Annotated in this window: 11 protein-coding genes; 5 read left to right on the top strand and 6 right to left on the bottom strand. The window is 67.1% G+C overall.

Translation table 11 applies throughout. The annotated features are described in order from the left end of the window. Nucleotides 1-721: 721 nt before the first annotated feature. Nucleotides 722-3,334 carry a cellulase family glycosylhydrolase gene (locus PSEK12I1_RS0103160; protein WP_027600664.1) on the bottom strand — a complete coding sequence of 871 codons (2,613 nt, stop codon included), beginning with the start codon at nt 3,332-3,334 and terminating at the stop codon, nt 722-724. Nucleotides 3,335-3,617: 283 nt separating this feature from the next. Then, on the bottom strand, nt 3,618-4,595 hold the full coding sequence (locus tag PSEK12I1_RS0103155) for a glycosyl hydrolase 53 family protein (RefSeq protein WP_231501030.1): 978 nt from the start codon (nt 4,593-4,595) through the stop codon (nt 3,618-3,620). Between the two features lie 148 nt (nt 4,596-4,743). On the opposite strand from PSEK12I1_RS0103155, the gene PSEK12I1_RS0103150 reads away from it, so the two are divergent. Further along, a complete protein-coding gene (locus tag PSEK12I1_RS0103150) occupies nt 4,744-5,295 on the top strand; it encodes a DinB family protein (protein WP_027600662.1) in 552 nt (183 codons plus the stop codon). A gap of 647 nt (nt 5,296-5,942) precedes the next feature. Here the strand turns inward: PSEK12I1_RS0103150 and PSEK12I1_RS0103140 are convergent. From PSEK12I1_RS0103140 to dadA, 4 genes are all read right to left on the bottom strand, one after another. After that, on the bottom strand, nt 5,943-6,497 hold the full coding sequence (locus tag PSEK12I1_RS0103140) for a cupin domain-containing protein (protein WP_007159860.1): 555 nt from the start codon (nt 6,495-6,497) through the stop codon (nt 5,943-5,945). Between the two features lie 182 nt (nt 6,498-6,679). Continuing rightward, on the bottom strand, nt 6,680-7,750 hold the full coding sequence (gene alr / locus PSEK12I1_RS0103135; RefSeq protein WP_027600660.1) for an alanine racemase: 1,071 nt from the start codon (nt 7,748-7,750) through the stop codon (nt 6,680-6,682). Nucleotides 7,751-7,843: 93 nt separating this feature from the next. Beyond that, nucleotides 7,844-8,200: a RidA family protein gene (locus tag PSEK12I1_RS0103130; RefSeq protein ID WP_027597427.1), complete on the bottom strand. Its 357-nt coding sequence runs from the start codon at nt 8,198-8,200 to the stop codon at nt 7,844-7,846. Further along, entirely contained in the window at nt 8,175-9,473 is a 1,299-nt protein-coding gene (gene dadA, locus PSEK12I1_RS0103125; RefSeq protein ID WP_027600659.1) for a D-amino acid dehydrogenase, read from the bottom strand. The genes PSEK12I1_RS0103130 and dadA overlap by 26 nt, the downstream gene beginning before the upstream one ends. A gap of 157 nt (nt 9,474-9,630) precedes the next feature. Here dadA and PSEK12I1_RS0103120 point away from each other — a divergent pair, with 157 nt between their 5' ends. The 4 genes from PSEK12I1_RS0103120 to PSEK12I1_RS0103105 all read left to right on the top strand — a co-directional run bounded on the left by PSEK12I1_RS0103120 (nt 9,631) and on the right by PSEK12I1_RS0103105 (nt 13,997). Next, on the top strand, nt 9,631-10,119 hold the full coding sequence (locus PSEK12I1_RS0103120) for an Lrp/AsnC ligand binding domain-containing protein (RefSeq protein ID WP_007159864.1): 489 nt from the start codon (nt 9,631-9,633) through the stop codon (nt 10,117-10,119). 67 nt (nt 10,120-10,186) lie between these two features. Continuing rightward, nucleotides 10,187-10,996 (top strand): bifunctional 2-polyprenyl-6-hydroxyphenol methylase/3-demethylubiquinol 3-O-methyltransferase UbiG, encoded by an 810-nt coding sequence (locus tag PSEK12I1_RS0103115; RefSeq protein WP_027600658.1) that lies wholly within the window; start codon nt 10,187-10,189, stop codon nt 10,994-10,996. A 173-nt stretch (nt 10,997-11,169) separates the two neighbouring features. Continuing rightward, nucleotides 11,170-12,450 carry an FAD-binding oxidoreductase gene (locus PSEK12I1_RS0103110; protein ID WP_027600657.1) on the top strand — a complete coding sequence of 427 codons (1,281 nt, stop codon included), beginning with the start codon at nt 11,170-11,172 and terminating at the stop codon, nt 12,448-12,450. Further along, nucleotides 12,447-13,997, top strand: coding sequence for a phospholipase D family protein (locus tag PSEK12I1_RS0103105; RefSeq protein ID WP_027600656.1), 1,551 nt, complete (start codon nt 12,447-12,449; stop codon nt 13,995-13,997). The genes PSEK12I1_RS0103110 and PSEK12I1_RS0103105 overlap by 4 nt, the downstream gene beginning before the upstream one ends. The last annotated feature ends 162 nt before the right edge of the window (nt 13,998-14,159 follow it).

The following is a 14,159-nucleotide window of genomic DNA, read 5'->3' as shown; positions in this document are numbered from 1 at the left end:
AAGGGAGAGGGGGTATCCGAAGTCACCCCAGGTTTCGCCCCACGCCGATCAGTCCCCTCTCCCCCTGGGAGAGGGTTAGGGTGAGGACCCGCCCCAGGCCTGACTGACACCCTCACCCCAGCCCTCTCCCGGAGGGAGAGGGGGCGTCCGAAGTCATCCCAGGCTTCGCCCCACGCCGATCAGTCCCCTCTCCCCCTGGGAGAGGGTTAGGGTGAGGACCCGCCCCAGGCCTGACTGACACCCTCACCCCAGCCCTCTCCCGGAGGGAGAGGGGGCGTCCGAAGTTACTCCGGTGACTCGCCCCACACCGAGCAATCCCCTCTCCCCTTGGGAGAGGGTTAGGGTGAGGGCCCGCTTCACTCTGAACTGACACCCTCACCCCAGCCCTCTCCCAAAGGGAGAGGAGGCGTCCGAAGTCATCCCAGGCTTCGCCCCACGCCGATCAGTCCCCTCTCCCCTTGGGAGAGGGTTAGGGTGAGGGCCCGCCCCATGCCTGACTGACACCCTCACCCCGGCCCTCTCCCAAAGGGAGAGGGGGCGTCCGAAGTTACTCCGGTGACTCGCCCCACGCCGAGCAGTCCCCTCTCCCCCTGGGAGAGGGTCAGGGTGAGGGCCCGCCCCACGCCGGACTGACACCCTCCCCCCATTTCTAACCCCCAAAACGACACCGCCCCCGCTACCGGTCAGGTAGCGGGGGCGGCGGTCTGGCCGCGCCGGGGTCTTACTTGGCGAAGCTGGTCACCATGTCGAAGATCGGCTTGGGACGCTTGAGGTCGTACATCATCCCGAAGTGGCGCTCGTGGATCACCGAGAGGCTCGGCTCGTCGAGCAGTTCGTAGACGTTGATCTCGGCCACCACGTCCTTGTAGCTGGTGTTGAGCACCGTGAGCATTTGCTTGACGCTGTCGTAGCAGGCCCGATCGCCGTCACGGCCGCCGTCGGTGTTGCCCTGGTAGACGTTGCCGCAGTTCATCTCGTTGAAGAACACCTTGGTCTTGTACTTGGTGGCCATGGCGCGCATCTGCCCCAGGTACATGTCCATCCAGTAGCCCTTGTCATCGAAGTACGGGTAGTAGTGGAAGCTGATGTAGTCGAAGTTGAAGCCCGACGCCCTGGCCTGGTCGAGGAACCACATGGCCCCATTGCGATCACCCGGGCAACGGGCGGTGGCGGTGCGGTCATCCGAGTTGCACGCCATCACGTTGATGGTGGTCTTGAGGTTGGCGCCCAGCTCGTCCGAGGCCTGCTTGATGCCACGATAGATGCCGACCAGGGTGTTGATGCGATCCTGCGCTCCCGCCTTGGAATAGTCCTGCTCGTTGCCGACTTCCCAGATCTTGATGTCGTTGGCGTAGCGCTTGGCCAGGGCATAGGCCTGCGCCTGGGTCAGCTTGTGGGTGATGACCGGTCGCAGGGTGATGTTGTACTTGCGGGCCAGGGCCACCAGCCGATCCAGCTCGGGCAGGTTCATCACCAGATACTCGCCGGAGCGATAGGTGCGCAGGTTGCGCGCAGCCAGGACCTGCAAGCGGGCTTCCATTTCGGCCGGCGGATAGGCCGCGCTGTTGTCGTGGCCGACCACCCCCAGCGGGATGTTCTTGTAGCCGCTCAGCGGAGCCGAGGCAACAGTCCCACCGGTAACCGGCTGGACCACGTTCTGCACCGGTTGCACGCTGGCCGCGGGGGTCGGCGTGGTCGTGGTGGCAGTGCCCTGGGCCAGCGCCGCGCTCACCTTCTTGTCGAAGGCGGTCTTGTCGTCGCCAGCGGCGGCGCGCAGGACTTCCAACGGCAGATTGGCGCGGGAGGTGACACCATTGGCCAGGCGGCTGGTCCAGAAGGCGCTGCCGCTGCTGTCGGCGCTACGGCCATAGAGATTCTGGTAGACCTGGTTGACCAGAGCGGCGCCGCTCAGCGCGCCATAGAGGGCGGTCGACTCGCCATTGGCGGCGAAGGTGGCTGCCAGTTGCTCGACGCTCATGTCGCTGGCCAGGCGCGAGGCCCAGTAGTTGAGGCCACCGGCATCGGCCGCTCGACCGTAGTAGGCCAGGTAGAGCTGCTCGACAGTGGTCAGCTTGGACGAGGTCGCGGCGTTGGCGGTGGTACCGGTGGCCGCACCGGTGGTAGCGCCTGTCGTGGCACCGCCCGTGGTGGTGCCCGTGGTGCCGCTACCCGTGGCGGGCACGGCGCCGGTGGTGGTGCCGGTGGTCGCCCCGGCAGTGCCCGAGGCCCCGGTCCCGCCGGTGCTGCCGGCGGTCGCGCCGCTGGTAGCGGTCTCGGTCTTGGGCGGCGTGGTAGCGGTCGGAGTCACCTGCGGGCCGATGCCGGCGCAGCTGTCCTTGTCCAGGTACTTGGCCAGCACCGCCCACTGCGGACGGTCCTTGCCATTGATCGGCTCGACCGCCTGGTTGTAGGTGCCCCAGCCCGGGCCGGCGGCCCAGTAGGTGGCCGGAATGCAGTTCTGCTTCAGATAGGCCAGCATGCCGTCGAGGATGGGCAACCAGCGCGCATCCGTGTCAGGTACGCCGAAGCCGCCGATGAAGCCGCGCTTGTTGTTGGTCTTGAGCCAGGAGACGAAGGGCTTGAGGCGCTCGACGCCATAGCTCGGCGAGAGGGTCGCCACGTTCAGGCTGGTGTCGAAGAAGGCCTGGGCCATGAAGATCAGGTTGTTGGCCGGATCCTTGAGCTTGAGCAGCGCATCGTTCCACTGCGGCCAGCGGGTGGTGTCGGCCCAGCCGTTGCCTTCGATGAAGATCGGGTGGGTCGAATCGACCACGCGCACACCGTCGATGCCGTACTGGGCAGCGGTCGGCCAGTTGCTCACGGCGTCGTGGGGCTCGTTCATGATGTCGTAGCCATAGAGCGCCGCATGGGTGCCCCAGCGCTGGGCGACGCGGGTCATGAGATTCTGGAAGGCCTCGTAGGGGACTTCGCCCGCGCCGATGACCTTGCCCTGGTAACGGGCGTAGTTGTGCAGATCGAGGATGACCTTGACGCCATACTTCTGGGCGTAGCCCAGGGTGCGATCGATCAGGCCGGCATAGGTGGGATCGAGATTGACCCCCATGGACGGTTGCAGGCGCTCCCAGAGAATGGGAAAGCGCACCAGCTTCACGCCCTTGGCGCTCCACTGCTGGAAATGGCTCTCGGCCGGGAAGATGAAGTTGCGGTCGTTGACACCGGGCAGGATCTGGGCGGCGAAGGTGGCGCCGGAGAAGTTGAGACCGACCAGGTCAACGGCCTGGGCGGAGGTGGCAAGCGAAGCGGTGGCGAACAGGGCAGGCAAGAGCAGCGCCTGACGCGGCAGGCGGCGGGAGATGGAGCTAAGGATTGTCATGCAAAGGAACCAGATAGGCCGAGGTGCGCGATTCGATCCGTGCATCCCACCTCGGTACAGCAGGAAAACTGCCGGGGAAGATCGTTTCCCCAACACCTGCAAAGCCTAGTGCAAGCGCTAGACCAATAAGAACCCGTGCCATCACGAAGCAGGGGTAAACGCAGCGTTTTGCCAGATGTACGGTGCCGATGATGGCACTTTGTCTACCGTTCGTCGGTGACCGTCTGGTCACCCGAAAGACCTGTCCCAGCGATAAAGTCAGGTTTGTCCGCTTTCTGGCGGCTCAGGGCGTGCCGGCATAGCGACGGACCAGTTCCATGACCGGTTTGGGCCGGTCCAGGTCGTACATCAGCCCGAAGTGACGCTCATGGGCAACTGGATGGGTCGGCTCGTCGAGCAGCTCGTAGACGTTGATCTCGCGGACGATGTCGCGATAGCGCCCATTGAGCTCGGAGAGGATGTATTCGAGGCTGTCATAACAGCTGCGATCCCCCGGCCGGCCACCGTCGGTGGTGCCCTTGTAGATCTCCGCGCAATTGACCTCGTTGTAGAAGATCTGCGTCCGGTACTTTTCCGCCATGGCGCGCATCTGCCCCAGGTAGAGATCCATCCAGTGGCCGCGATCCTGGTAGTGCGGGTAGTAGTGAAAGCTGATGTAGTCGAAATCGAAGCCGGCCGCCTTGGCCTGATCGAGAAACCACATGGAGCCCAGGCGATCGCCCGGGCAACGCGCCTTGGGCCCGGTGTCGTAGGAATTGCAGGACATCACGTTGATGGTGGTCTTGAGGCCGGCGTCCAATTCGTCGGAGGCGCGGCGGATGCCACGGTAGATGTCCACCAGGCGACTGATGCGGATACCCGCGCCGACCCGCGAGTGATCCTGCTCGTTGCCGATCTCCCAGATCTTGATGTCCTTGGCATAGCGCTTGGCCAGGGCATAGGCCTGGGCCTGGGTCAGCTGCTGGGTGATCACCGGTCGCAGGGTGATGCGGTACTGGCGGGCCAGGGCCACCAGGCGATCCAGGCGCGGCTGATCCAGCAACAGGAATTCGCCGGAGCGGTAGCTGCGCAGGTTGTAGCGGTCGAGCAGTTGCAGGCGCCTTTCCATCTGCGCATCGGGATAGGCGGCGTTGTTGTCGTGACCGACCACGCCCAGGGGGATGTAGGGCAGCTCGGGCAGGGCGACGGATTCGGCGGCGCGGACCGGGCCACCCAGGCACAGGGCGGCGACCAGGCCCAACCAGGGCAACATTCGAGGCATCAGGCGCATCCTTGCAGGTGGGCAGCAGAGCGGCGGAGCATGGCAAAGTGCCGACAGCCCCTCAATCATGGACGCCTCCAGGCTGCGACCCCCCGCACAACCAGGCGCGTTACAGTAGGTGTCCGCGCGCCTTGTCGAGGACCTGCCCATGACCGCTCTCCTGCTGCTGGCCCAGGCCTGCAACAATCGCTGGTCGAACCATCGCCTGCTGGCGGCCTGCGCCGGTTTGTCACCGGAAGCCCTGCGGGCGCCCCAACCCGCCGCCTTCTTCGGCTCGCTCTGGGCCCTGCTCGGCCATCTGCTCGACGTGGATCGCTTCTATCTCGATGCCCTGCACGACCAGCCCCGGCCCTACCAGGACACGGACTGGCCCGACCTGGCGACGCTGCATGCAGCCCAGACCGCCAGCGACCAGCGCCTGATCGCGCTGTGCCGCGGCCTCGCTCCGCCGCAACTGAGCCAGCTCATCACCCTGCCCCGCGCCAGCGGCCCGGTCCGGGAAGGGCGACTGCGCACCCTGCAGCACCTCTTCGTGCACCAGCTGCACCACCGCGGCCAGGCCCACGCCCTGCTCCTGGCCAGCGGCGTGGCGCCACCGCAACTGGACGAATTCTTTCTCGCCCAGGACGAACCACTACGCCGGGCGGAGTTGGCGGCGCTGGGGATCGATGAGGAGGCGTTGTGGGGGACTGCTTTGTAGAAGCAACTGTCTTTATCGCGGCCATGCCGGTGCGCTGTAGCGACCGCTCCTACAAAAGCATCCCCCCTGTAGGAGCGGCCCATGGCCGCGATTCGCTGCTGAAATTCCTATCGCGGCGGCCGATCGCGATCTGTCCAGGAGCGCTGGGGACAAACGCCCACTCGGACAGCCCCCTCTCCCTCCGGGAGAGGGTTGGGGTGAGGGCCGCCCCAGGCACCGGCTTCCAGGTGGAAAAGGCTGCGCCGTTTTCCACCCTACGCGGACAGAAGAACTCGAGCGCCCACTCGGACAGCCCCCTCTCCCTCCGAGAGAGGGCTGGGGTGAGGGCGCCCCCAGGCACCGGCCTCCAGGTGGAAAAGGCTGCGCCGTTTTCCACCCTACGCGGACAGAGGAACTCGAGCGCCCACTCGGACAGCCCCCTCTCCCTCCGGGAGAGGGCTGGGGTGAGGGCCGCCCCAGACACTCACTTCAACGTGGAAAAGGCTGCGCCGTTTTCCACCCTACGCGGACAGAGGAACTCGAGCGCTCACTCGGATAGCCCCCTCTCCCTCCGGGAGAGGGTTGGGGTGAGGGCCGCCCCAGACACTCACTTCAACGTGGAAAAGGCTGCGCCGTTTTCCACCCTGCGACCGCCATAGCGCAAGCGCTTAGAAATTCGCCGGGGTGGTCGCGCTGATCAGCCGGGCGGGGGCTTCGAAGGGATTGCGGAAGCGGTGCGGGCGGCTGCTTTCGAAGTAGTAGCTGTCGCCGGGTTCGAGGATGTGCACCTCGCCGCCCACGGTCAGCTCCAGGCGGCCTTCCACCACCAGGCCGGCCTCCTCGCCTTCATGGGCGTACATCTCTTCGCCGGTGTCGGCGCCGGGCGGATAGGTCTCGTCGAGAAAGGCCAGGGCGCGACTGGGATGGGCGCGGCCTACCAGGCGCATGCGCACGGTGTGGGCGCCGCTGGAGATGTCGATGAGCTCATTGGCGCGATAGACCACCTGGGTCGGCGTGTCCTGCTCCAGGTCCAGGGAAAAGAATTCCACCAGCGACATGGGAATGCCGGCCAGCACCTTTTTCAGCGAACTGATGGAGGGGCTGACGCTGTTCTTCTCGATCATCGAGATGGTGCTGTTGGTCACCCCGGCACGCTTGGCGAGTTCGCGCTGGGACAGGCCCTTGAGGGTACGGATGGTTTGCAGGCGGGCACCGACGTCCAAGGTGGAAAAGACTCCTCGAGCAGGCGGGTGAGACGTGGCCAGGCCACGCGCTGAGGGCGTGCCGTGGCACGGTGTTCAGCATCATGGCAACGCTGTTCGAGATTTACAACACTACGGCGGACGTGTGGCCCCCGGGCGGCACTCGCCTGGCGGCGGCAGCGGGCAAAGGCCCCGTCCAGGGCCTAGTCGCGATAGCTGCGCGCCACCCGCTTGAGGTTGCACAGCAATTGGTAGGGGATGGTGTCGCAGCGCTCGGCCAGGTCCGCCACCGACACCTGGCGGCCCCAGAATTCCACCTCGCTGCCCACCCCGGCCTGGGGATGATCGGTGAGGTCGACGGTCAGCATGTCCATGGATACCCGCCCGATCAGCTGGCCGGGACGCCCTTCGATGGCCACCGGGGTGCCGTTGGGCGCATGGCGCGGATAGCCGTCTGCATAGCCCAGGGCGACCACCCCGACCCGGGTCGGCCCGGCGGTGACGTAGCGGGCGCCATAGCCTACTGGCTCGCCAGCCGGCAGTTCGCGCACGGCGATCACCCGCGAGGTCAGGGTCATCACCGGTTGCAGGCGTTCGGCGGCGGCCTGGGCCGTGGCGAAGGGCGAGACGCCATAGAGCATCAGCCCGGGGCGCACCCAGTCGCCGGCCGCCTGGGGCCAGCCCAGGGTCGCCGGCGAATTGCGCAGGCTGGTGGGACCGGGCAGGCCCTCGGTGGCCGCGCGGAAGGTGGCGATCTGCGCCGCGGTGGCCGGGCTGTCCGGTTCGTCGGCGCGGGCGAAGTGGGTCAGCTTGACGATGCCGCTGACCTTGCCGCTGGCCAGCAGTCGCCGGTAGGCGGCGGCATAGTCCTGGGGAAAGAAGCCGACCCGGTGCATGCCCGAATCCAGCTTCAGCCAGACCTGCAGCGGTCGCGACAGGGCGGTCCGCTCCAGGGCCTCCAGTTGCCAGTCGGCGTGGATCACCGTCCAGAGCTCGTGCTCGGCGATCAGCGGCAGCTCGTCGATGCCGAAGAAGCCTTCCAGCAAGAGGATGGGCGCGCGGATCCCGGCGGCGCGCAGTTCCAGGGCCTCCTCGATGCAGGCCACGGCGAAGCCGTCGGCCTCGCCCGCCAGGGCACTGGCCACCGCCACGGCGCCATGGCCATAGGCATCGGCCTTGATCACCGCCAGGGCGCGGGCGTCGGAGAGTTCAAGTGCCAGGCGATAGTTCTGGCGCAGGGCGGCGAGGTCGATGACGGCGCGGGCGGGACGCATGGGAGGTCTCGGCAGGGGAAGAGTGAGGGACAGGAGGGCTGGACAACGCCCTCACCCCGGCCCTCTCCCAGGGGGAGAGGGGGACTAGCGGTCTTACGCCTTGACGGCGGCGATGACGTTCATTTCCACCAGGATGTCCGGCTTGGCCAGCTTGGCTTCGACGGTGGTGCGACCCGGGGTGGCGCCCTGGGCGGCCCATTCGTCCCAGGCACGGTTCATGCCCTCGAAGTGCAGGGCGATGTCGCGCAGGAAGATGGTCACCACCAGGATGTGCTGCTTGTCGCTGCCGGCCTCGGCAAGAAATTTATCGACGTTGGCCAGGGTCTCGCGGGTCTGCTGATAGATGTCGCCGGAAAAGTCGTCGGCCAACTGGCCGGCCAGGTAGACGGTGCCGTTGTGGATGTTGATTTCGCTGAGGCGGCGATCAGTGTGCAGACGCTGTACGGGCATTGCGCGGGGACTCCTGGGTAGCGGAATAACGGGAGATGTCGAGACCCTCGGCGCTGATCTGCGGCTGCTTGCGGGCGATCAGATCGGCCAGCAGGCGACCGGAGCCGCAGGCCATGGTCCAGCCCAGCGTCCCGTGCCCGGTGTTGAGGAACAGGTTGCGATAGCGGGTGGCGCCGACGATGGGGGTCCCGTCCGGGGTGGCGGGTCGCAGACCGGTCCAGAAGCTGGCCCGGGCGAGGTCGCCACCGCGAGGATAGAGATCGCCGGTGATCATTTCCAGGGTCGCGCGGCGGCGCGGATCCAGGTTCAGGTCGAAGCCGCAGATCTCAGCCATGCCGCCGACGCGGATGCGATCGTCGAAGCGGGTGATGGCGACCTTGTAGGTCTCGTCGAGGATGGTCGAGGTCGGTGCCATGGCGGCATCGACGATGGGCACCGTCAGCGAGTAGCCCTTGAGCGGATAGACCGGCGCACGGATGCCCAGGGGTGCCAGCAATTGCGGCGAATAGCTGCCCAGGGCCAGCACGTAGTGATCGGCGGTGAGCAGTTCGCCATCGACCCTGACGCCGTCGATGCGATCGCCATTGGCGCTGAGTTGCTGGATCTCGGCGCCGAAACGGAATTCCACGCCCAGGCGGCGGGCTTCCTCGGCCAGGCGATTGGTGAACAGGAAGCAGTCGCCGGTCTGGTCGTTGGGCAGGCGCAGGCCGCCGGCCAGCTTGTGCTTGACCGCCGCCAGCGCCGGTTCGACCCGGGCCACGCCGTCGCGGTCGAGCAATTCGAAGGGCACGCCGGAACGCTCCAGGACGGCGATGTCCTTGGCCGCGGCCTCCACCTGCTGCTGAGTGCGGAAGATCTGGGTGGTGCCCAGCTGGCGGCCTTCGTAGGCGATGCCGGTGTCCTGTCGCAACTCGTCGAGGCAGTCACGGCTGTATTCGGACAGCCGCACCATGCGCTCCTTGTTGACCGCATAGCGCGCCGCGGTGCAGTTGCGCAGCATCTGCGCCATCCACAGGTACTGGTTGCTGTCGCCGGTCAGGCGGATGGCCAGGGGCGCATGCTTCTGGAACAGCCACTTCAGCGCCTTGAGCGGCACGCCGGGCGCGGCCCAGGGCGAGGCATAGCCAGGCGAGACCTGACCGGCGTTGGCATGGCTGGTCTCCAGGGCGGGACCGGCCTGGCGATCGACCACGACCACCTCGAAACCCTGACGGGCCAGATAGTAGGCGCTGGTCGTGCCGATGACGCCGCTCCCCAAAACCAGTACACGCATCGCTAGCTCCTGGCCGGTGAGAGGATTTCGCCGGCTTTCGTCGGAATGAAGGCAGATACGGCAAGTATAGAAAGCCGCTCGCAGTGCTAATCACTGAAGAATTGCCTATATTCGGAGTAATTTTCCGGTAAAGACCCCTTTGGCAGAGACCCCCGCGATGCGTACCCATCACCAGGCCAGACGCGAGCTGGACAAGATCGACCGCAACATCCTGCGCATCCTCCAGGACGATGGCCGCATCTCCTTCACCGAGCTGGGCGAACGGGTGGGGCTGTCCACCACGCCCTGCACCGAGCGCGTCCGCCGGCTGGAGCGCGAAGGCATCATCCAGGGCTACAACGCCCGCCTCAATCCGCAGCACCTCAAGGCCGGGCTGCTGGTGTTCGTCGAGCTGAGCCTGGACTACAAGTCCGGCGACACCTTCGAGGAATTCCGCCGCGCCGTGCTCAAGCTGCCCCAGGTGCTGGAATGCCACCTGGTCTCCGGCGAATTCGACTACCTGGTCAAGGCGCGCATCTCCGAGATGGCCTCCTATCGCAAGCTGCTGGGTGACATCCTGCTCAAGCTGCCCCATGTGCGCGAATCCAAGAGCTACATCGTGATGGAGGAGATCAAGGAGACCCTGAGCCTGCCGGTGCCGGACTGACGGCTGGCGACCCCGGGGTTCACCGTCTAGGCTGCGGGTTTTGCATCGACAGCCAAGGAGGCCGCCCATGGATCCCCACCAGCGTCAGCTCATCACCGCCGCCAATCGCCAGGCCTGGGAGGTGTCGGCGCCGCTGCATGCCCAGGGCGAGGACTGGCAGCGCCTGCTGGAACAGGCTCGCCAACCCGGCTTCTCGGTCCTCGATGCCTGCCTGACCGCCACCCTCACCGCACTGGACATCCGCGGCCTGAGTTGCGCCCAGGTCGGCTGCAACAATGCCCGCGAACTGCTTTCCCTGGCGGCCTTCGGCGCCCGGCCCGCCCTGGGCATCGACCAGTCGCCGGCCTTTCTCGCCCAGGGCGAGCAGCTGGCCACAGCCGCGGGCCTGGCGCCGCGACTGGTGGCCGCCGACATCTATGCCCTGCCCGCCGGGCTCGGCCAGCACGACCTGGTGCTGATCACCATCGGCGTGCTGAACTGGATGCCGGACCTGCCGGCCTTCTTCGCCGCGGTGCAGAGCCTGCTGGCACCGGGCGGACGCCTGGTGATCTACGAGACCCATCCCTTCCTGGAAGTCTTCGAGCCCCATGCGGACCAGCCGCTGGTGCCGCGCTACAGCTACTTCCGCCGCGAGCCGCTGGTCAGCGCGGACCTCATCACCTACGACGGCCTGGATCACGGCCAGGGCGCGCCGAGCTATTGGCATATCCATACCCTGGGGGCCATCGTCACCGCCTGCCTGGACGCCGGACTGAGGCTGCAACGGCTGGAAGAGCATCCGCACTCCAATCGCGAGGCCGACTATGACGGCTACATCGGCCAGACCGCCCAGTTGCCGATGAGCTTTACCCTGGTCGCCCAACGCCCGACGGCTTAGAACCTATTCAAAGTCAGCTGCGCGTCGGCCAAACCGCGTCGAACAGACTTTCGGAATGCTCATTTACTCTGTGTAAACTCCGCTTCCTCAAGTCTGTTCTCCTTGTCTGGCTCTAGCTCGCAAGACTTTGAACAGGCTCTCGTCCCTTTCGCCTGCTAAATCAGACGCCGCCTATGCAGCCCCACGCGCCTTCCTATTACGCCGCCACCGCCAATCTGGACCTGGACTTTCCGCCCCTGGAGGGCGAGGTCCAGGCGGATGTCTGCGTGGTCGGCGGGGGCTTTTCCGGGCTCAATACCGCCCTGGAGCTGGCCGAGCGGGGCGCCCGGGTGGTGCTGCTGGAAGCCCGCCGCATCGGCTGGGGCGCCAGCGGCCGCAACGGTGGTCAGCTGATCCGTGGCGTCGGCCATGACGTCGAGCAATTCGAGTCGGTCATAGGTGCCGAAGGGGTACGCGAACTCAAGCGGCTGGGCTTCGAGGCGGTGGATCGGGTACGCCAGCGCATCGCCCGCCACGGCATCGACTGCGCGCTCACCTGGGGCTTCGCCGACCTGGCCAACAAGCCGCGCCACTGGCGGCACCTGCAGGAAGAGCATGCCGCGCTGCAGGCGCTGGGTTACCCCCATCCGCTGCGACTGGTGCCCAAGGCCCGCCTGGGGGAGGTGGTGGGTTCCGAGCGCTACCAGGGTGCTCTGATCGACGAGGGCTCCGGCCACCTGCATCCGCTCAACCTGGCCCTCGGCGAAGCCGCCGCGGCCCGGGCGCTGGGCGTGCAGCTGCACGAAGACAGCCAGGTCACCCGCCTGGAATACGGCCCCCGGGTGCGCGTCCACACTGCCCGCGGCCGGGTCAGCGCCGACACCCTGGTGCTCTGCTGCAACGCCTATATCGACGACCTGCAACCCGACCTCGCCGCCCAGGTCCTGCCGGCCGGCAGCTATGTCATCGCCACCGAGCCGCTCTCCGCCGAGCGCGCCGCGCGGCTGCTGCCGGGCAATCGCGCGGTCTGCGACCAGAACGTGGCGGTGGACTACTTCCGCCTCTCCGCCGACCGCCGCCTGCTGTTCGGCGGCGCCTGCCACTATTCCGGGCGCGATCCCCGGGACATCGCCGGCTATATGAGGCCGAAGATGCTGGAGGTCTTCCCCGAACTGGCGGATGTGCGGATCGACTACGCCTGGGGCGGCATGATCGGCATCGGCGCCAATCGCCTGCCGCAGATCGGTCGGCTGCGCGAGCACCCCAACGTCTTCCATGCCCAGGCCTATGCCGGTCATGGGGTCAACGCCACCCACCTGGCCGGTCACCTGCTGGCCGAGGCCATCCTGGCTCAGTCGGCCGGTTTCGACCTCTTCGCCCGGGTGCCCCATGCGCGCTTTCCCGGCGGTCGCCACCTGAGGTCGCCGCTGCTGGCCCTGGGCATGCTCTGGTATCGCCTCAAGGACAGCCTGTGATCCGCCTGCTCGTCCCCCTGCTGCTGGCGCTGCTGGCCGGCTGCGCCACGTCGATTCCGCGCCACGCCTCCCAGGTGCTGCCGGTCGCCGGCACCGCCCTGGACAGCCAGGTGCGCGCCGCCGGCGCCGCCCATCCGGGTCTGTCGGGACTGCGCCTGCTGGAAACCAGCACCGACGCCTTCACCGCCCGCGCCGAGCTGATCCGCAAGGCCCAGCGCAGCCTGGACATCCAGTACTACATCGTCCACGACGGCCTGACCACGCGGCTGCTGGTCAATGAACTGCTCAAGGCCGCGGATCGCGGCGTGCGCATCCGCTTCCTCATCGACGACACCAGCAGCGACGGCAACGATTACCAGATCGCCGTGCTGGCGGCCCATCCCAATGTGCAGATCCGCGTCTTCAATCCGCTGCACCTGGGCCGCAGCACCGGTCCGACCCGGGCCCTGGGCCGGCTGGTGGATCTCAACCACCAGCACCGCCGCATGCACAACAAGCTGTGGCTGGCCGACGACAGCGTGGCCATCGTCGGCGGACGCAACCTGGGCGACGAATACTTCGATGCCCGCCCGGAGATGAATTTCACCGATCTCGACCTGCTCGCCGCCGGCCCGGTGGCGCGCCAGCTGGGCACCAGCTTCGACCAGTACTGGAACAGTCCGCTGAGCCAGCCGGCCCGGCGGCTGCGCTGGTTCGCCCCCTCGCCCACCGCCCTGGTGCGGCCGCGCGCGCGGCTGCATCACTACCTCGACAGCGAACGCACCCGCGACCTGGCGCTGTACAACCGCCTGCGGCGCTACGCCACCGCGCCCCAGCTCGACGGCTGGCTGCAGGAGCTGACCTGGGCCCACGCCCAGGCGTTCTGGGATGCGCCGCGCAAGGTCTTGGCCGAGGACGAACCGGACTGGCAGCTGCTGCTCACCCATCAGCTGCAACCGACCCTGGACGGCGCCCAGCACGAGTTGCTGCTGGTCTCTTCCTACTTCGTGCCGATGAATCAGGGGGTCGCCTACCTGGGCGGCCTGGCCGCCCGCGGCGTCGATGTGCGGGTGCTGACCAACGCCCTGGAAGCCACCGACGTGCCCGCCGTGCACGCCGGCTACGCGCCCTATCGCGCGGCGCTGCTGGCCCAGGGGGTCAGGCTCTATGAGTTGCGCGCCCGCCCGGACCAGAAGCGATCCGCGCTGCCCTACAGCTTTGGCGAATCCGAATCCAGTCTGCACAGCAAGGCCATGGCCATCGACGGGCGCTGGTCCTTTATCGGCTCCTTCAACTTCGATCCGCGCTCGGTGCTGTGGAATACCGAGGTCGGCGTCCTGGTGGACAGCCCGGTCCTCACCGGTCGCCTGCGCCAGCTGATGCGGCAGGGCATGGACCCGAGCGTCTCCTATGCGGTCAAGCGCGTCGAGGATCGCGGGCAGGTGCGCCTGGAGTGGGTCAGCGAACGCGACGGCCAGCCGCGGGTGCTGCACCACGAACCGGGCAGCGCCTGGCGCCGCTTCAACGCCTGGGTGGTCAAGGCCGTGGGGCTGGAGCGGATGCTCTGACGTAGGTTGGGCTGAGCGTAGCGAAGCCAACCAGGTCGCTCAGGTTGGGGCTATCGCGGCCATGACGGTCCGCCGCTGCGGCCGCTCCTACGGAATATCCGGCTGCTGTAGGAGCAACCGTCTTTATCGCGGCCATGCCGGTGCGCCGTAGCGACCGCTCCT

Source organism: Pseudomonas sp. MOIL14HWK12:I1, assembly GCF_000510705.1.
In the GTDB taxonomy this organism is placed as follows: domain Bacteria; phylum Pseudomonadota; class Gammaproteobacteria; order Pseudomonadales; family Pseudomonadaceae; genus Chryseomonas; species Chryseomonas oryzihabitans.
Note: the sequence above shows the minus strand (reverse complement) of the source record. Positions and strands in the feature narration are given on the sequence as shown.